Origin of the sequence: Halopolyspora algeriensis (assembly GCF_003337235.1) — a bacterium.
Classification (GTDB): domain Bacteria; phylum Actinomycetota; class Actinomycetes; order Mycobacteriales; family Pseudonocardiaceae; genus Haloactinomyces; species Haloactinomyces algeriensis.
In genome coordinates this window covers 162,280-180,418 of the sequence record NZ_QPJC01000004.1, presented here as the reverse complement: position 1 = coordinate 180,418, position 18,139 = coordinate 162,280, and the positions used below count along the sequence as shown (strand labels likewise).

The window sequence follows — 18,139 nt, the reverse complement described above, 5'->3', positions numbered from 1 at the left end:
AGCAGTGCTGACAGTGGACTTCACCACGCTCGGCATCCGGGCGGGGCAACGCGTACTGGATCTGGGTTGTGGTGCCGGGCGGCACGCCTTCGAAATGTACCGGCGTGGCGCCCACGTCGTGGCGTTCGACCAGGATGCCGCCGAGCTGGAGAACGTGGCCACGATGTTCGCCGCCATGGACGCCGACGGCCAGGTGCCGTCCGGTGCCAGCGCGAGCACGCTCACCGGTGACGCACTCGACCTGCCGTTTCCCGACGAGTCCTTCGATCACGTCGTCGCCTCCGAGATCCTGGAGCACATCCCGGAGGACGAGAAGGCCATGCACGAGCTCGTGCGCGTGGTCAAGCCGGGAGGGCGTGTCGCCGTGACGGTGCCGAACTGGCTGCCGGAACGGGTGTGCTGGGCGCTGTCGGACGCCTACCACGAGGTCGAGGGCGGTCACGTGCGGATCTACACGGCCGTCGAGCTGCTCACCAGACTGCGCAAGGCGGGCCTGCAGCCGGTGCACCGGCACCACGCGCACGCCCTGCACGCGCCGTACTGGTGGCTGAAGTGCGCGGTGGGAGTGGATCGCGAGGACCACCCGCTGACGAAGCTGTACCACCGGCTGCTGGTGTGGGACCTCATGCAGCGGCCGTGGCCGACCCGGGTGGCCGAGCAGCTGCTCAACCCGGTACTCGGCAAAAGTCTGGTGCTCTACCTGCGCAAGCCGGAGGCGGGCATTGCCTGACGTTCCCGAGGTGCAGGGAGTGCTGCCGGCCGACCGGGTCGTCGAAACCGCGCGGTCGATCGCCGCGACGCAGGAGAGCTCGGGAGCCATCCCGTGGTTCGCCGGTGGCCACGTCGACCCGTGGGATCACGTCGAGTCCGCGATGGCGCTGTCGGTGGCCGGACTGATCTCCGAGGCCGAACACGCCTACGACTGGTCGCGCCGCACGCAGCGGCAGGACGGTTCCTGGCCGCTGCAGGTGCGCGAGGGCCGGGTGGAGGACGACGCCGCCGACACGAACTTCTGCGCCTACCTGGCCGTGGGAGTCTGGCACCACCTGCTGATCACCGGTGACGACGGCTTCGCCGAGCGGATGTGGCCGTCGGTGCAGCGGGCGGTGAATTTCGTGCTGGGCGTGCAGCGGGAACGCGGGGAGATCGACTGGGTGCTCGACCAGTACGGCAGGACGGGCGGGGCGGCGCTGCTGTCGGGCTGTTCCAGCATCCACCACAGTCTCCGCTGCGCGCTGGCTGTGGCCAACCACCTCGGTGAGCCGCAGCCGGACTGGGAAGTCGCGCTCGGCAGACTCGGACACAGGCTGCGGCATCACCCGGAGGCGTTCACGCTGAAGGACCGCTACTCGATGGACTGGTACTACCCGGTTCTCGGCGGGGCGCTGCGCGGTGTTCCCGGAAAGCGGCGACTGTTCGACCGCTGGGCGGACTTCGTGGTCGACGGACTGGGCGTGCGCTGCGTGAACGACCACCCGTGGGTCACCGGCGCGGAAACCTGCGAGCTGGTGCTGAGCCTGGACGCGGTGGGCGAGCGGATCCCGGCCGTGGAGCTGTTCACCGCGATGCAGCACCTGCGGGATCCGGACGGCTCCTACTGGACGGGTCTGGTCTATGCCGACGGCAAGCGCTGGCCCGAGGAACGCACCACCTGGACCGGTGCGGCCGTGATCCTGGCCGCCGACGCCCTGTCTCGGACCACGCCGGGCAACGGGATCTTTCGTGCCGACGACCTTCCCACCGGGCTGGCGGATGCCGACTGCGGCTGTCTAGAGACGGCCGACCTCTCCACCGACACGCTCGAGCACCCGTAGGGAGCCGGCCGCGCGTACTTCGCGGAACGCCGCGCTGTCCACCGCACGCCGGTAGATCCGGTAGGGGGCCTGGCCACCGTCGTTCGGGTCGGGGAAGACGTCGTGGATGAGCAGTGCTCCTCCCGGCGTCACCCACGGTGCCCAGCCCTCGAAGTCGGCGGTGGCGGCGGCGTCGGTGTGGCCGCCGTCGATGAACAGCACGGACAGCGGGCTGCGCCAGAAACCGGCGGTCACCGGCGAGGACCCCACCATCGCGACGACCTGCTCCTCCAGCCCGGCCCGGGCGATCGTGCGACGGAACTCGCCCAGGGTGTCCAGCTTGCCGGTGTCGGCATCGACCAGGTCCGCGTCGTGGTACTCCCAGCCCGGCTGGTGCTCCTCGGAGCCCCGGTGATGGTCCACTGTGACGACCAGTCCGCCGGTGGCTCGCGCTGCGGCGGCGAGGTAGATCGTCGACTTGCCGCAGTAGGTGCCGACCTCGAGGGCGAGTCCCGTGCCGAGATACTCCGAAGCCGCCCGGTGCAGGGCCAGCCCCTCGTCGGTGGGCATGAATCCGACTGCTCGTTCGGCCTGCCGAAGCAGGTCCTCCGGCATCGTCGCCGGTGGCTGCTCGTGGTGTGCCGGTTGCGGGGGCGCCGCCGGTCCCTGCTGCACGGGGTTCTCCTTGTCGGTGGGAGTTTCGCTTGCCGCTGCCGAGCAAGCTTACTGATGGTGCGCTCCCGATCGGTTTCGGACTCTGGCGCATGTAGAACATGTTCTATTAGGCTGTGGCGGCACCGACGAGGAGGCGCCATGCCGATCGCGATCACCGACGAGCAGCAGGCACTGCAGGAATCGATCCGTGCGTGGGCGGGTCGATTCGACACCTCGGAGGTCCGGAACCGGGAGCCGGGAGAACGGAATCCTCGGCCGGCTCCCGGTGACCGGGAGGGGCGATGGAAGGAGCTCGCCGACATCGGCGTGCTCGCGATCGCGCTGTCCGAGGAATGCGGCGGTGCCGGCGGCAGTGTCGCGGATCTCGCCGCGGCGCTGGAGCAGGCAGCCGAGGCGCTGGTGCCGGGGCCGCTGCTGTCCAGCGTGCTCGCGGGGGTGCTGCTGGACCGAAGCCCGGATGCGCCCCTGGCCGAGAAGCTGCTCCCGCGGCTGGCCGATGGCCGAGCCTCGGCCGCCGTGGCCACGAACCCCGGCACGCTGCGGGCCGTGGAGACCGGCGACGGGGGACTGACCGTCTCCGGCGACGTGGACCTGCTGCCCGATGCGGGGGAGGTCTCCCACCTGCTGCTGTGCGCGCGGAGGGATCGGGATGCCCGCGAGGTGTGGTTCGTGCTCGATGCCGAACACCCGGGTGTGCGGCTCACCGACCGCCCCGCCCTGGATTTTTCCCGCTCGCTGGGTGGGCTCACGCTGCACGAGGCCGAGGTCGCTGCGGACGCCCTGGTGCCCGGGCTGGACACCACCGGAGTCGGCGACCTGGCGGTGACGCTGGCAGCGGCCGAGGCCGCCGGGGTGGCCGGGTGGTGCCTGCGCACGGCCGTTGAGCACGCCCGCACGCGTGAACAGTTCGGCAGCCCGATCGGTTCGTTCCAGGCGATCAAACACCTGTGTGCCGAGATGCTGTGCCGGGTGGAGCAGGCCGGAGCACTGGCGTGGGATGCGGCGCGGGTCTGTGACACGGCTCCGCACGAGCACCCGCTGTCGGCTGCCGCGGCCGGTTCCGTCGTGCTGGACGCCGCCGTCGAGACGGCCAAGGACTGCATCCAGGTGCTCGGCGGAACGGGCTTCACCTGGGAGCACGACGCGCACCTGTACCTGCGCCGGGCACTGGCGCTGCGCCGGCTGCTCGGCGGGTCCGCGTGCTGGCGCAGGCGAACGGCCGATCTGGCCCTGCGAGGAATGCGCCGGAACCTGCGGGTGGCGGGGGAACTTCCCGCGGGAGCCGAGCAGGACCGCGCCGCGGTGCGCGAGACGGTGGCCGGGATCGCGGCGCTTCCTCCGGAACAGCAGCGTGCCCGGCTGAGCGCGTGCGGTTACCTCGCGCCGCACTGGCCCGAACCCTACGGACTCGCGGCCGGACCCGCCCTGCAGACGATCATCGACGAGGAAGTGCAGCGGGCCGGCATTCAGCGCCCGGACCTGTCCATCGGGGCGTGGGCGGTTCCGACCGTTCTCGAACACGGCACCCGAGAGCAGCAGGAACGGTTCGTGTGGCCGACACTGCACGGCGAGATCACCTGGTGCCAGCTGTTCAGCGAGCCCGGAGCGGGGTCCGACCTCGCGTCGCTGCGCACCCGGGCCGAGCGCGAGCCGGGCGGGTGGCGGCTGTCCGGGCAGAAGGTGTGGACCTCGCTGGCGCGGCAGGCCGACTGGGCGATCTGCCTGGCGCGCACCGATCCCGAAGCGCCCAAACACCGCGGGATCACCTACTTCCTCGTCGACATGACCGATCCCGGTATCGAGACGCGCCCCTTGCGGGAGATCACCGGCGAGGCGGTGTTCAACGAGGTCTTCCTGGACGGCGTGTTCGTCCCGGACGGCAATGTGGTCGGCGATCCCGGACAGGGCTGGCGGCTGGCCCGGACGACCCTGGCCAACGAGCGGGTGGCGATGGCCGGTGGTTCCTCGCTGGGCGCCGAGGTCGAACGACTTCTCGGGCTGGCGCACCACGAGGACCGGGCGACGGAGTCGTACGAGTACGAGCGCATCGGCACGCAGGTGGCCGAGGGACTGTCGGTTTCGCTGCTGGGACTGCGGGCCACGGTGCGCCGGCTCAACGGCCGGGAGCCGGGAGCCGAGTCCAGTGTGGAGAAGCTCGTCGGGGTCCGGCACCGCCAGGATGCGGCCGAGGCCGCCCTGGAACTGCTGGGGCCGGACGGAGCCGCCGTGGACGGTGCGGCCGCCGGGCCCGCTCACGAGTTTCTGCTCAGTCGCTGTCTGAGCATCGCGGGCGGTTCGACACAGATCCTGCTCACGGTGGCCGCCGAGCGGATTCTCGGATTGCCGCGCGCGTGAACCTGCCGGTGACCGCTTCGAGGGCCCGCACCGCGGGAGGGCACGGCACATCGCGGTGCCCACGGGCAACGTTGTACGACACGAGGAGCCGATGTGGACTTCGCACTCGAGGAAACACCACAGGCGGTGCAGGATCTGGCCGCCGAGGTGTTGCGGCGCGCAAGCGAGCACGCCGAGAACGCGGGCACGTCCGGACCCGGCGCCGGCGAGGCGGCATGGCAGGCGATGGGCGAGACCGGACTGCTGTCCCTGGCCGTTCCGGAGCGTCTCGGCGGAGCGGGGCTGGGACCGCTGGCCACGGCGCTGGTGCTCGCCGAGGTCGGCAAGCGCACGATTGCGGTGCCCGCCCTGGCCTCGATGGCCTTCGGCACGCTCGCGGTGGTACGGCACGGCACGCGCGAGCAGCAAGACCGGCTGCTGCCGGAGATGGAGTCCGGGCGGGTACTCACGGCGGCGCTGAACGAACCGTCCGCACCGATGACCGGCACGCCGCACACCGTGGCGCGGCACGAGGGCGACCGGCTGGTGCTCTCGGGGACGAAGACCGGTGTGCTGCACGCCGATCGGGCGCACCGGGTGCTGGTTCCGGTCACGCTCGGCGGTGACGTCGGTGTGGTGCTGCTCGACCCGGCCGCCGGTGGTGTGTCGCTGTCCGCGGCGCCGACGTCGAGCGGGATACCGGCCTCGACGATGACCCTCGACGGTGTGCGGGTCCCGTCCGAGGACATGCTGGGGGACACCACGGGGCGCGGACTGCTCGACGACATCCACCGGTGCGCGACGGCCGGCCTCTGCGCGGTCGCCGACGGCGTGCTGGCCGGCGCCCTGGAACTCACCACCGAGCACCTGCGCACCCGGGAGCAGTTCGGCAGGCCGCTGGCGACCTTCCAGGCCGCTGCGCAGCAGGTGGCCGACGTCTACGTGGCCGCCCGCACCCTGCACCTGGCCACCCGGTCGGCGTGCTGGCGGCTGGACGAAGGACACGACGCCGCCGAGGATCTGGACGTCGCCGCGCTGTGGCTGACCGTGGAGATACCGCCCGCGATGCACACCTGCCATCACCTGCACGGCGGACTCGGGGTCGATACGACCTACCCGATGCACCGGCACTACTCGTGGATCAAGGACCTGGCCGTGCTGGCGGGGGGCGTCGACCCGGCGGTCGACCGGCTCGCCGACCGGGTCGCGAAGGCGTGAGGAGCCCGATGTTCATCGAACTCACCGACGAGCAGCGCGCCCTGCAGGCGCGGCTGCGCGAGTACTTCAACGACCTGCTCTCGCCGGCCGAACGCCGGTCGATGGCGACCGACCGGCACAACGCCACCTACCGTGAAGCCGTGCGGAGGATGGGCCGCGACGGGTGGCTCGGTGTCGGCTGGCCTCCCGAGTACGGTGGACACGGATTCGGCGAGATCGAGCAACTGCTCTTCGCCAGTGAGGCGGCGCGGGCCGACGTGCAGCTTCCCTCGGTCACCCTGCAGACCGTGGGTCCGACCCTGCAGGCGTTCGGCACGGCCGAGCAGAAGGAGTTCTTCCTGCCCCGGATCCTGTCCGGCGAGATCCACTTCGCCATCGGCTACACCGAGCCCGATGCCGGCACCGATCTGGCCTCGTTGCGGACCTCGGCCGTGCTCGACGGCGAGGAGTACGTGGTCAACGGTCAGAAGATCTTCACCACCGGCGCGCACGACGCCGACTACATCTGGCTGGCCTGCCGCACGAATTCCGAGGTCGCCAAGCACAAGGGCATCTCGATCCTCATCGTCGACACCACCGACCCGGGCTACTCGTGGACCCCGATCATCACCTGCGACGGGGCCCATCACGTAAACGCCACGTACTTCAACGACGTGCGCGTGCCGGTGCGCATGCGGGTGGGCGAGCAGGACCGGGGCTGGAAGCTGATCACCACCCAGCTCAACCACGAACGCGTCATGCTCGGACCGGCGGGACGCATCGCGGCGATGTACGACCGGGTGCGGGAGTGGGCCGCCACACGGGCACACCCGGACGGCACACCGGTGCTCGAGCTGCCGGACGTGCGCCGCGCGTTCGCCCGCGTGCACGCCTGCCTGCGCGTCAACGAGCTGCTCAACTGGCAGGTCGCGGCCTCCTCGGAAGTGGGACCCGCCGAAGTCGCGGACGCCTCGGCGACCAAGGTTTTCTCCTCGGAGCGGATCCAGCGGGTCGGCAGGCTGCTCGAGGACGTGGTGGGCCGCCACGGCGATCCGTCCGATCGCGACACGGCCGAACTCGCGGAATGGCTGGACGTGCAGGCCAAGCGCAATCTCGTGCTCACCTTCGGCGGGGGCGTCAACGAGATCCAGCGGGAACTCATCGCCACCGCGGGGCTCGGACTGCCGCGCGTACCACGTTGACCGAAAGGGGTCGCAACCCATGACCAGCACCGCCTCGAGTGCCACGGCCGCGAAGGACACCGGGCCGGCCCGCGACAACGAGTCCGTCCACGCCGCCGCGGAACGGATCAGTGCGGCAGGGGAGTCCCGGCCGCGTCCGGGACGCGACCCCGTCAACCTGCCGATGATCCACAACTGGGCCGAAGCCCTGGGGGACGGCAACCCCGTCTACACCAACGCCGAGTACGCCGAGACGTCCGTCCACGGTGGGCTCGTGGCCCCACCCGCCATGGCGCAGGTGTGGACCATGGGCGGGCTGCATCCGGAGCCGGCCCCCGACGATCCGATGCGGGCGATGACGGCCGCTCTCGACGAGGCCGGATACACCTCGGTGGTGGCGACCAACTGCGAGCAGACCTACCACCGGTACCTGCGGCACGGCGAGCACGTGGCCGTGACCACCAAACTGGAGGAGGTCACCGGGCCGAAACGTACCGGGCTCGGCGAGGGATGGTTCCTCACGCTGCGCTACACCTGGTACGTCGACACCGAAGCGGTGGCCGAGATGATGTTCCGGCTGCTGAAGTTCCGCCCCGCCGACGGCGACGAGCCCGCGCGGCCAACCCCCGAACCGGCCGGCGACAACACCGCCGACGAATCGGATCCCCGCACCGGATCACCGATCCTGCCCGCGATCAACCGCGACACCGCCTACTTCTGGGAAGGCACCGCCGCCGGGGAGCTGCGCATCCAGCGCTGCGGTCGGTGCGGCCTGCTGCGCCACCCGCCGGGGCCGATGTGCTCCGAATGCGGCGCGACGAAACCGACCCACCTGGTCGCCTGCGGCCACGGGCAGGTGTACAGCTACGTCGTGCACCACCGGCCTCCGGTGCCGGGCAAGGAACTGCCGTTGGTCATCGCGCTCGTCGAACTCGACGAGGGAGTGCGCGTGCTCGGCGAGCTGCACGGCATCGACCCCGACGAGGTCCACATCGGGCTCGACGTCGAGGTGTTCTTCCGGCAGGTCGACGAGCAGGTGACGCTGCCGTGCTGGCGCCCCCGAACGGAAGGGAAATGATCATGACCGTTGTCGCCGGGCGCACCCTGACGGCGCCCGAAGTCGTACCGGGGACGGCATTGCCGGAGGAACGCATCGAGGTCAGCCCCACCTTCGTGGTCAGCACCGCGATCGCCACCCGGGACTTCCAGGACGTGCACCACGATCGCGACCTCGCGGTCGCCAAGGGATCCGAGGACATCTTCCTCAACATCCTCACCACCACGGGGCTGGTGCAGCGCTACGTCACCGACTGGGCCGGGCCCGAAGCGCTCGTGCGCGGGGTCTCGGTCAAACTCGGAGTGCCCTGCTACGCCCACGACACGCTGACCCTGTTCGGTCAGGTACTCGAACAGGTGGAGGAATCGAGCGAGAACCGGCTCGTGCTGGAGGTCCTGGGACGCTGCGGTCGCGGGGAACACGTGCGGGGCACGGTGCGGCTGGTACTGCCGGAGGTGGAGTCATGAGCGGTGTATCCGGAATCGCGTCCATCGCGGGCATCGGTGCCACGGAGTTCTCCAAGGAGTCGGGACGCACCGAGCTCCAGCTCGCCGCGGAGGCCACCCGCACCGCACTGGACGATGCGGGGTTGGATCCGTCCGAGGTGGACGGCATGGTCACGTTCACGATGGACACCAACACCGAGACGGCGGTGGCGCGCGAACTCGGGATGGGCGAGCTGAGCTTTTTCAGTCGTGTCCACTACGGCGGCGGCGCCGCCTGCGCCACGGTGCAGCAGGCGGCCATGGCCGTGACGACCGGCATGGCCGAGGTCGTGGTCTGCTACCGCGCGTTCAACGAGCGTTCCGGGCAGCGTTTCGGCCAGGTGCAGCCTGCGGTGGCCGGCGCGGCCACCTCGGCCGGGGTGGACAACAGCTGGTCGTATCCGCTGGGGCTGGGCACCCCGGGGGCCCAGGTGGCGATGTTCGCCCGCCGCTACATGCACACCTTCGGCGCCACCAGCGAGGACTTCGGCCGGGTGGCGGTGACCGACCGCAAGCACGCGGCGACCAACCCGAACGCCTGGTTCTACCAGCGGCCGATCACGCTCGCCGAGCACCAGGATTCGAAGTGGATCACCGAGCCGCTGCACCTGCTGGACTGCTGTCAGGAAAGCGACGGCGGTGTCGCGATCGTGGTCACCAGCACCGAGCGGGCGCGGGATCTGCCGCATCCGCCTGCGGTGGTGCAGGCGGCAGCGCAGGGCAGCGGGTCGGACCAGTTCACCATGACCAGCTACTACCGCGATGATCTGACGGGGTTGCCGGAGATGGGGCTGGTCGGCAGGCAGCTGTGGCAGCAGGCCGGTCTCGGGCCGCAGGACGTGCAGGTCGGTATCCTCTACGACCACTTCACGCCGTTCGTGCTCGTCCAACTCGAGGAGCTCGGGTTCTGCGGGCGCGGCGAGGCGCGGGACTTCATCGCCGACGGCGCCGTCGAGCTGGACGGTCGGCTGCCGATCAACACTCACGGTGGCCAGCTCGGCGAGGCCTACATCCACGGGATGAACGGCATCACCGAGGGAGTGCGCCAGGTCCGCGGCACGGCGGTCAACCAGGTCGACGAGGCGCACAACGTCCTGGTCACCGCCGGTACCGGCGTGCCCACGAGCGGGCTGGTCCTCTCGGCGGAGTGAGACACGCCGCCGGCACTCGGCGGATCGAGTCGGCACCTGTGTTGCTTTCGGTTACGGTCAACGCAGGTGCCGCGGTCACCTGCATGGATCCGAGTGGCTATACGGCCATTCGGATCCATTCCAGTGCCTCGGAGAAACTGTTGGTCACGCCGACGGCTCCCAACTTGTCGGCCCATTTGCGCCTTACCGAGGTCACGCGTGCGACGTAGAAGACGACCGGGCCGGAGTACAGTTGCTGATCACGTAATTTCTGGAGATCCTCCAGTCCGGCGTTGTCGTTTCCGTGGCGGTTGATATCCGAGACGACCATATCGGGTTCGGCTCGCAACAGCGTCCGCTCCAATGATGTGTAGTCACTCGCGGTGTCCACCACGGCTCCCCATTCGCGCAATGTATTCACCATCCCTGCGGGGTCGGTGAATTCGAACTGCGGCTCGGCGAACACGTCGTCGACCACGAGTATGCGCAGGCCGCTCAGGTCGGCGTCCGCACCGAGGGGTCGCTGCTCGTAGCCGGCAGTGCCTTCGACCTGACTCCGGAAGCTGCGACGCTGCAGGTGCCTGCGTAGGCGTTCGAAGTCCGGATACTCTTTCAGTTGGCGGACCACGGAGGTGAACTCCTCGTCCGTCACCAAGCTGGGCAGCGGCTCGGGAACCTCCTGCTCGAGCTGCTCCAGCAGTCCGAGGAGCGTCGTGGAATCGCTTTCCCGGCCGGGTGGCTTGATTCCGTGCGCGGTGAACACGTGCTGCCAGTGTTCGCTGTCGGATTCTCCGAGCCTGATGCTGCTGCGGAGATTCCGGTAATCGAGGAACTCCTGCACGGGGTCCTGTGCGCTCGGACTCACCAGGAGTCGGTAGAAATCCGAATAGAAGTGCTGGAGCAACAGCACCCGAACCAGGGTTTCGGCGCCGAACTCCTGCCAGTTCCGGTCGAGATGGTACTCGAGTACGAAGCTGTTGATGAGTCGTTTGATGCGGCGCGGATTACGGCCGGTGCGCTCGCCGACGAAGCTGCCGAGTTGCTCGCCGAAGAGTCGATGTGTTCCCGAACGCAGCGCATAACCCTGGACCAGGCGATGTATCTGGTCCTGGCTCGGGGAGGGTGCGTGGTAGTTGACCTGCACGACTTTTTCGAGGTATTCGGATGCGCGCACGCTCGTCGCATCGGATTGCTGCAGATGACGCGAGAGCGCGGACTGGTCGCACCCGATCACGAACACGAGGCCGGGAACATCGAGGTAGAGCTTGATCGCCTCGCACACGGTGAGCACGACTTCGCCCGAACAACGATCGAGATCATCGACGAAGATCACCAGCTGCTGTCCGGGACCGCTCGAAGTCCGTGCCCAGTCCCGCGCCATTTCCTGCATGGCGGTGCGGATCTCGTTGCGCGACTTGGCATCCACCGACAACCGTGACCAGAGGTCATCGATCAGGCGTCGCATCCCGAGCGCACCCAACGCTGTTCCGAGCGCTATTCGCAAGATCGTCGTGATACGACTGTTCTGGGTGACCCTGTTATACGCCCTCCGGATGACGTTGCGATCGAACCGCAACAACACCGATTTGATCAGAACTTCCAGCGCGTCCGTTCCCGACGTCCACGCGTTGAACCAGACCGTGTGTATCCCGTTCACGTCATCGAGGCGGTGCTGCAGCTGCCGCATCAGACTGCTCTTGCCCATGCCCCATCCCGCATCGATGGCCAGAGTGAACGGTGTCGATTGGCGAGATGCCGTGATCAGGTCCGCCAGGCCGCTCACCATGTCGGCTGTGCCCAGCAGGTCATCCCGGTTCCCGGTCACGGGCTCGTCGTTGAGAACGACGAACTGCTCCTCGGCGAGCCTCTGCACGCCTGCTCCTTTCCGGTGCCACTGTCCTCGTCGCGAATCACGCTGTTGACCGAGGATTTCAGGTGCCACACGGCGAGTGAGCACAATGGAACACCCTCACCCGAACGGAGCAGCGGCATTCGAGCGAGGGCGATGTCGTACGAGGTTTGTGATGTGTGTGGACTCGGCGGAGTGCGGTCTGCATGACGATCAGTGTCGCCGACACCCGTCGGCGACGTGCCTTAAAGGTCCGGCAGGCCGAGATCGAGGGTGGGGCGGTCGGCTCCGCCGTCGACCTCGAGGACCTTTCCGGTGACGAACGAGCTCGCATCCGAGGCCAGGTAGACCACGGCGGCGGCGATCTCCGACGGATCGGCGATCCGCCCCAGCGGGGTCGCCTGCTCCACCTGCGTGCGCATCCCCTCGTCGGCGGTCACCAGTTCCAGCGCCGAGGTCGCCGCCGCCCCGGGCGCGATCGCGTTGATCCGCACCCGCGGGGCGAGGTCGTGGGCGGCCAGGCGCGTGTAGTGCTCCAGGGCGGCCTTGGCCGTGCCGTAGGTCAGGTAGCCGCGCCCGGCGACGTGCCCGACCCCCGAGGAGATGCCGATCACCGATCCGCAGCCGTGTTCCAGCAGATGCGGCACCGCGGCCCGGGTCAGCTCGTGGGCCGTGCCGACGTTGAACGAGAACGCTTTCTCGAGGTCCTCCGGTCCGGTGCCGAGGAAGTCCCCCGGCATCGCCCCGCCGACGTTGTTGACCAGGATGTCCAGCCGCCCGAACTGCTCCGTGGCCGCGGTGACCAGCTCGGCGGCCGCGCCCCGCTTCGACAGGTCCGCAGGTACGGTCACCGCCCGGCGTCCCGTTGCCGCGATCCGGTCGGCGACCTCGGTCAGTTGTTCCTCGGTGCGAGCGCAGAGGACGACGTCGGCGCCGGCCTCGGCGAGCGCGAGCGCGGAAGCCGCGCCGAGACCTCGCCCGGATCCGGTGACCACCGCGACCCGGTCGGTGACCGTGAAACGGTTCAGAATGCTCAAGATCGCAGCTCCCCTCGGTCGGTGGTAACGGTGATGTCGGACAGCACGGGGGTGTCGCCGCGTTCCACGGCGGAGGCGTTCGCCACGAAACTCCCGTCGCCGTCCTTCCAGACGCGGACGCGCACCGTCTCGCCGGGGAGGACCACGCCGGCGAAGCGCGCCGCGTAGGAGGAGACCCGCTCGGCCTGCCCGTCGAACAGCCCGTCGGCGAGGGCCTTGCACACCATGCCGTAGGTGCACAGCCCGTGCAGGATCGGTTGGGAGAACCCCGCCGAGGAGGCGAACTCCGGATCCGCGTGCAACGGATTGCGGTCTCCGCACAGCCGGTAGAGCAACGCCTGCTGCGGCAGCGTCGGTACCTCCAGGATCGTGTCCGGTTCCCGCTCCGGGAACTCGACGTGCTGCGACGAGCCCCGCGCACCGCCGAACCCGCCCTCACCGCGGGCGAAGATGCTCGACCGCGTCGTGCACAGCACCGTGCCGTCCGGATCGGTGGTCGTGGTCTCCTGCACGATCACCGCGGCTTTGCCCTTGTCGTGCACATCGGCGATCCGGGTTTGCGCGCGCGCCTTGCCCGCGGCCGGGATCGGCCGGTGGACGGTGATCTCCTGCCCGCCGTGCAGCACCGCCGCGAGGTCGATGTCCACGCCGGGAAAGGACACCGCGGGCGGCTCGCTGCAGTGGAAGTTCGGGGCGACGATGGCGAAGGTCGGCAGAACCCGCAGGTCCTGCTCGTAGGCGTAGCGGAGCTCGCGGGGGTCGGTCGGCGGATCACCCGCTCCGAGAGCCAGGTGATAGAGCAGAACGTCGGAGGACGTCCACTCGAACTCCTGAACCGGCAGGGTGGCGCCGAGGGCGACATCCGGATCGATGGGCATGGTGGGGCCTCACTCGTAGCTGATGTGGACTTCGTCGGTGACGGGCAGTGACTGACAGGCGAGGACGATGCCCTCGTCGAGATCCTCCTGCTCGAGGATCTGATTGCGCTGCATCTTCACCTCGCCGCTGTCGATGCGGCAGGCGCAGGCGCTGCACGCGCCCTGCCTGCACGAGTACGGGGCGTCGAGTCCCCGCTCCAGCAGCAGGTCGAGCAGGAGCTTGCCCCGGGGCCAGGCGAATCGACTGCGGGCACCGTCGAGGTCCACCTCGACCACGGCCTCCCCGTCCTCGGGCGCCGCTTCCTCGCCGGTGGGTTCGGTCGCTGCGTCGCCCGGGTCGAACGGGTTGTCCTCCAGGGACAGGAATCGTTCGATGTGGATCCGGTTGCGAGGCACTTCCATGTCCCGCAGCGCCCGGTTCGCGACCTCCATGAAGGCGTTCGGCCCGCACACGAACACGTCGAAGCCGGAAAACGGTTCGGCCAGGGCGCGCAGCGCGGCAGCCCCCGGTAGCCCCTGCACCGTCTCCAACCAGTGGATCACCGTCAAGCGCTGCGGATACTGCTCGGCCAGTGCTCGCAGTTCCGCGGCGAAGATCACCGAGTCCTGGTCCCGGTTGGCGTAGATCAGCACGATCCTGCCGCCGCCCTCGGCCAGAGCCGACTTCACGATCGAGATGACCGGTGTGATGCCGCTGCCGCCGGCGAACAGCAGCAGGTCCTCGTCCAGCGAAGCGGGGGTGAAGACCCCGGCGGGAGGCAGCAGCTCCACCGTGGTGCCCGGAACCACGTTGTCGCACAGCCAGTTCGAGCCGTACCCACCGTCGACACGCTTGACCGTGACCTTCGGAGCGGCGTCGGTGTGCGGGGAACTCGACAGCGAGTAGCACCGCCCCACCGGCCCGGCGGAATCGCCGGGCACGCGCAGGGTCAGGAACTGGCCGGGCCGGTAGGACATCGGTCCACCGGGCCCTTCCGGCACGGTGAACACCAGTGACCGGGCGTCGGCGGTCTCGTCGATGACCTCGGCCACTTCCAACCGGATGCTGTCGGTGGCAGGCAGCCGGGGTTCGGACATGGTCGGCTCCTCAATCCTCCGGTACCGGGATCCGTCCGTTCCGCACATCCTCGTCGATCCCGGCCTGCAAGGTCGTGCAGCTGTCCAGAAACGCCGTCACGCCGCCCTCGCCCACCCGGGAGGCGAACTCCGCACAGCTGCGGGACGGGTCGGTCTTCCACTGGATGCTCGTGTGCTTCTCGCTGTTCTTCTTCACCAGCACGCAGGTGCCGCAGCGACGGCACTCCACAGGGTGCATGCCGCCTTCGAGGTATTCCTCCCGATCGGCTGCGGTCTCCGCGCGCAACCTGGCCAGCACCTCGGGCCGGTCGCCGAATTCGGGTGCCTTGGCCCATGCGGATCCGTCGGCAGACACGCTGATCAGGCCCCGCTTCCGGATTCGGCTTCCTTGCGGGCGAGGTTCTCGGCGACCTCCTGCTCCCAGGCCCGGTTCGCCGTGGTCGTGTCGACCTCGAACTCGAATCGACCCGCCATGTCCTCGGTGACGTCCTCGACATCCACGTAGAACTGCTCGTACCAGCGGCGGAGCTGATACACCGGACCGTCCTCCTCGGTCAGGAGAGGGTTGTCGATCCGGGTCTTGTTCCGCCAGATCTCCACGTCCTGCAGGAATCCCACCCCGGTGTTCTTGGCGATCTTGGCCGCCATCTTGTCGGCCTGCTCGTCGGTGAGCCCGGGAAGTTTCTTGGCCAGCACGCCCCACTGCAGCACGAACGAATTCTCGGTGACCGGGTAGTGGCAGTTGATCAGGATCGTCTCGATCGTCATGCCCTTGTAGTCGTTCCACAGCCGGTCGATCATGTAGGACGGGCCGTAGTAGGAGGCCTCGGAACGGCCGAGGTTCTCCTCACCGGAGTAGTTGGACTGGGAGCCGACATCCGGGCGTCCCCGGGTGTTGAGGTACTGCGTGGCGATGTGCCCGTCGAAGACGTTCTTGAAGTACGTCGGGAAGGCGTAGTGCACGTAGAAGAAGTGCGCCATGTCGACGACGTTGTCCACGATCTCCCGGCAGTTCGAGCCCTCGATGAACACCGAGTCCCAGGTCCAGTTGCTCCACTCGTCGGAGAAGCACTCCTCGAGTTCGGGGATCGTCACGTTCTCCGGGGGCGGGTTTCCCTGCGGGTCGTTCCACACGAACAGCTGCTTGTTGCGTTCCATGCAGATCCAGGACCTCGTGCGGGCACGCAGGGGAATGCGCTTGGCATAGGGAATCCCGACACAGCGTCCGTTGCCCGCCCAGCGCCAGTCGTGGAAGGGGCAGGCCACCGCATCACCCTTGATCGTTCCCTGGGTGAGGTCACCGCCCATGTGTCTGCAGTAGCCGTCGAGGACGTTGAGCTCGCCGTCGGAGGATTGGAAAACCACGAGCTTGGTACCGAATGCTTCCACGGCGTGCGGGGCGCCGTCCTTGTACTGGTCGGCGAGCCCGAGACAGTGCCAGCCCCGGGCGAACCTGGTCGGTGGTGTTCCGACGTCGATGGTGCGGACCTCGTCCTGGCCGTTGCGTGCCGCCTGTGTCATCTCGTTCGTTCCCTCTCCTCGAGCCGCCCTCGCGCGGGTCGGTGCCGAGTCGTTCACGGTGTCTTCGAATTCGGTCGGTGTCGGCTCTACCTGCTTTCCTCCTGTGCCGGTCGCGGTCTTTGCGGTCGCTTTCCGGCCGCCGATGCGATGTGCAGCGCAGCGAGGTACCCGAAGGTCATCGCCGGGCCGAGAGTGGCCCCGGGGCCCGCGTAGGTGCGCCCCATGACCGCGGCGCCGGCATTGCCCGCCGCGTACAGGCCGGGAATCGTGCTGCCGTCGTCGCGCAGTACTCGCCCGTGCACGTCGGTGCACAGCCCGCCCTTGGTGCCGAGGTCGCCCGGAACGATCCGCACGGCGTAGAACGGGGCGGTCTCCAGCGCTGCGAGGCCGGGATTCGGGCGGTTGCGGGGGTCGCCGTAGTAGTGATCGTAAGCGCTGCGTCCCCGGTGGAAGTCCGCATCCTCGCCGTCGGCCGCGAACCCGTTGAACCGCTGCACGGTGACGCGCAGCTTCTCAGCCGGTACCTCGATGCGGTCGGCGAGCGATTCGAGGGTGTCCGCGCGGTGGACCGCTCCCGCCTTGTACCAGCGCCCGGGGAAGGGCTGGCGTGGTGCCAGGCCGGCGAAAACATACCGGTTGCGGTAGCGCTGATCGGCGATCAGCCAGGTCGGCATGTTGCGGGCGGGACCGTCGCCCTCGCCGTACATGGCGTGTACGGCGTCGATGTACGGAGCGGATTCGTTGACGAACCGCTCACCGCGTCCGTTGACCATGATGCAGCCGGGCAGGCTGCGTTCGGACAGGCAGAACCACGGCCCTCCGGTCAGCGGGATCGAGGGTCCCCACCAGGCGTCGTCCATCAGGTCCACCGCAGCGCCCCGGTTCCGTGCGGCGAGGATCGCGTCGCCGGTGTTGGCCCGAGCACCGACGGTCCACTGTGAACCGATGGGTTCGCGCTGATACTGCTTGCGCATCGGCTCGTTGTGCTCGAACCCGCCCGCGGCCAGGATGACGCCGTGCCGCGCGTGGACGACGTTGCGCCGGCCGGAGTCGTCCACCTCGACGCCGGTGATGCGTCCGTCGTCGTCGTGGACGAGATCGAGCAGTGGCGTGTCCAGCCACAGCGGAATTCCCGCATCGCGCAATCCCACCCGCAACCCGGCGGCGAGGGCCTGTCCGCGGGCCAGCAGGCGCTTTCCGCGCAGGTGGGCCCACAGCCACCGCAATCCCACACGCAGGGCGCGCACCGGTCCGCGCGGGTGGCGCGCGAGGAGATTGAGCCATCGGAAGTCGGCCTGGGTGATGACGAAGTTCGGCGGCGACCTGACGTAGTCGGGTTCCAGCTCGCTCAGGTGCTCGCCCAGAATCCGGCCGTCGAGCGGAGCGGGCTCGATCGACCGGCCGCGCGGGCGCCCTCCGGGGGCCTCCGGGTAGTAATCGGAGTAGTCGGGCACCCAGCGCATCCGCAGGGGTGTCTGCGGCAGTACCGAGGCAAGCATCGCCGGCCCGTTGTCGAGGAATGCTTGTTGCCGTTCTCGCGACGCGGTGCTGCCGACGATGTGGTTCAGGTAGGTCCTGGCTTGCTCGGGTGTGTCCTCGACGCGACTGCGGGCGAGGACGTCGTTGTTCGGAATCCACAGCCCTCCGCCCGAACGTGCGCTCGAGCCGCCGAAGTGCGGTGCTTTCTCCAGCACCACGGTGGTCAGTCCCTGCCGTGCCGCGGTGAGTGCGGCGGTCATTCCGGCAGCTCCACTGCCGACGACGACGACGTCGAACTCGCCGGCCGGGTGCCGGCCGGGTGTGCGTTCCGGAGTGGCCGCGGTCATGACACCTCCATGCTTTTGCTACTGAAACATGTTATAGTTTACGTCCCTCCAACGCTATGGTGTTGCCGACGAACTTGCGACCGGAGCGAGGGGCACAAG

16 protein-coding genes are annotated in these 18,139 nt (G+C 68.9%); 8 read left to right on the top strand and 8 right to left on the bottom strand.

The window, feature by feature from the left end; translation table 11 throughout:
• The first annotated feature begins 4 nt into the window (after window positions 1-4).
• Together DFQ14_RS08860 and DFQ14_RS08855 are read left to right on the top strand one after the other, a co-directional pair.
• Entirely contained in the window at window positions 5-730 is a 726-nt protein-coding gene (locus DFQ14_RS08860) for a class I SAM-dependent methyltransferase (protein WP_114452667.1), read from the top strand.
• Window positions 723-1,814, top strand: coding sequence for a prenyltransferase (locus DFQ14_RS08855; RefSeq protein WP_114452666.1), 1,092 nt, complete (start codon window positions 723-725; stop codon window positions 1,812-1,814). Before DFQ14_RS08860 ends, DFQ14_RS08855 begins: the two co-directional genes overlap by 8 nt.
• Here the strand turns inward: DFQ14_RS08855 and DFQ14_RS08850 are convergent.
• Window positions 1,770-2,408, bottom strand: coding sequence for a class I SAM-dependent methyltransferase (locus tag DFQ14_RS08850; protein WP_114452857.1), 639 nt, complete (start codon window positions 2,406-2,408; stop codon window positions 1,770-1,772). The two genes, DFQ14_RS08855 and DFQ14_RS08850, sit on opposite strands and share 45 nt — an antisense overlap.
• A 198-nt stretch (window positions 2,409-2,606) precedes the next feature.
• On the opposite strand from DFQ14_RS08850, the gene DFQ14_RS08845 reads away from it, so the two are divergent.
• From DFQ14_RS08845 to DFQ14_RS08820, 6 genes are all read left to right on the top strand, one after another.
• Window positions 2,607-4,823 (top strand): acyl-CoA dehydrogenase family protein, encoded by a 2,217-nt coding sequence (locus DFQ14_RS08845; RefSeq protein ID WP_114452664.1) that lies wholly within the window; start codon window positions 2,607-2,609, stop codon window positions 4,821-4,823.
• Window positions 4,824-4,916: 93 nt separating this feature from the next.
• Window positions 4,917-6,020, top strand: coding sequence for an acyl-CoA dehydrogenase family protein (locus DFQ14_RS08840; RefSeq protein ID WP_114452662.1), 1,104 nt, complete (start codon window positions 4,917-4,919; stop codon window positions 6,018-6,020).
• An 8-nt stretch (window positions 6,021-6,028) separates the two neighbouring features.
• Window positions 6,029-7,201 carry an acyl-CoA dehydrogenase family protein gene (locus DFQ14_RS08835; protein ID WP_114452661.1) on the top strand — a complete coding sequence of 391 codons (1,173 nt, stop codon included), beginning with the start codon at window positions 6,029-6,031 and terminating at the stop codon, window positions 7,199-7,201.
• A gap of 19 nt (window positions 7,202-7,220) precedes the next feature.
• The gene (locus DFQ14_RS08830; protein WP_114452660.1) at window positions 7,221-8,258 is read left to right on the top strand and encodes a bifunctional MaoC family dehydratase N-terminal/OB-fold nucleic acid binding domain-containing protein; all 1,038 of its coding nucleotides are present in this window, start codon (window positions 7,221-7,223) and stop codon (window positions 8,256-8,258) included.
• 2 nt (window positions 8,259-8,260) lie between these two features.
• The gene (locus DFQ14_RS08825; RefSeq protein ID WP_246195438.1) at window positions 8,261-8,704 is read left to right on the top strand and encodes a hotdog family protein; all 444 of its coding nucleotides are present in this window, start codon (window positions 8,261-8,263) and stop codon (window positions 8,702-8,704) included.
• Complete coding sequence (locus tag DFQ14_RS08820) at window positions 8,701-9,873, top strand: lipid-transfer protein (protein WP_114452658.1); 1,173 nt, start codon at window positions 8,701-8,703, stop codon at window positions 9,871-9,873. The genes DFQ14_RS08825 and DFQ14_RS08820 overlap by 4 nt, the downstream gene beginning before the upstream one ends.
• A 97-nt stretch (window positions 9,874-9,970) precedes the next feature.
• On the opposite strand, the gene DFQ14_RS08815 is transcribed toward DFQ14_RS08820, so the two are convergent.
• The 7 genes from DFQ14_RS08815 to kstD form a co-directional block, all read right to left on the bottom strand.
• The gene (locus DFQ14_RS08815) at window positions 9,971-11,725 is read right to left on the bottom strand and encodes a P-loop NTPase fold protein (RefSeq protein WP_114452657.1); all 1,755 of its coding nucleotides are present in this window, start codon (window positions 11,723-11,725) and stop codon (window positions 9,971-9,973) included.
• Window positions 11,726-11,946: 221 nt separating this feature from the next.
• Window positions 11,947-12,738 (bottom strand): SDR family oxidoreductase, encoded by a 792-nt coding sequence (locus tag DFQ14_RS08810; RefSeq protein WP_114452656.1) that lies wholly within the window; start codon window positions 12,736-12,738, stop codon window positions 11,947-11,949.
• Window positions 12,735-13,616 carry a MaoC/PaaZ C-terminal domain-containing protein gene (locus DFQ14_RS08805; protein ID WP_114452655.1) on the bottom strand — a complete coding sequence of 294 codons (882 nt, stop codon included), beginning with the start codon at window positions 13,614-13,616 and terminating at the stop codon, window positions 12,735-12,737. Before DFQ14_RS08805 ends, DFQ14_RS08810 begins: the two co-directional genes overlap by 4 nt.
• A 9-nt stretch (window positions 13,617-13,625) precedes the next feature.
• Window positions 13,626-14,693, bottom strand: coding sequence for a ferredoxin--NADP reductase (locus DFQ14_RS08800; protein WP_114452653.1), 1,068 nt, complete (start codon window positions 14,691-14,693; stop codon window positions 13,626-13,628).
• Window positions 14,694-14,703: 10 nt separating this feature from the next.
• The gene (locus tag DFQ14_RS08795) at window positions 14,704-15,048 is read right to left on the bottom strand and encodes a hypothetical protein (RefSeq protein ID WP_114452651.1); all 345 of its coding nucleotides are present in this window, start codon (window positions 15,046-15,048) and stop codon (window positions 14,704-14,706) included.
• Between the two features lie 5 nt (window positions 15,049-15,053).
• Window positions 15,054-16,214 (bottom strand): 3-ketosteroid-9-alpha-monooxygenase, oxygenase component, encoded by a 1,161-nt coding sequence (locus DFQ14_RS08790; RefSeq protein WP_114452649.1) that lies wholly within the window; start codon window positions 16,212-16,214, stop codon window positions 15,054-15,056.
• Between the two features lie 86 nt (window positions 16,215-16,300).
• On the bottom strand, window positions 16,301-18,040 hold the full coding sequence (kstD, locus tag DFQ14_RS08785) for a 3-oxosteroid 1-dehydrogenase (protein ID WP_114452648.1): 1,740 nt from the start codon (window positions 18,038-18,040) through the stop codon (window positions 16,301-16,303).
• Window positions 18,041-18,139 lie beyond the last annotated feature (99 nt).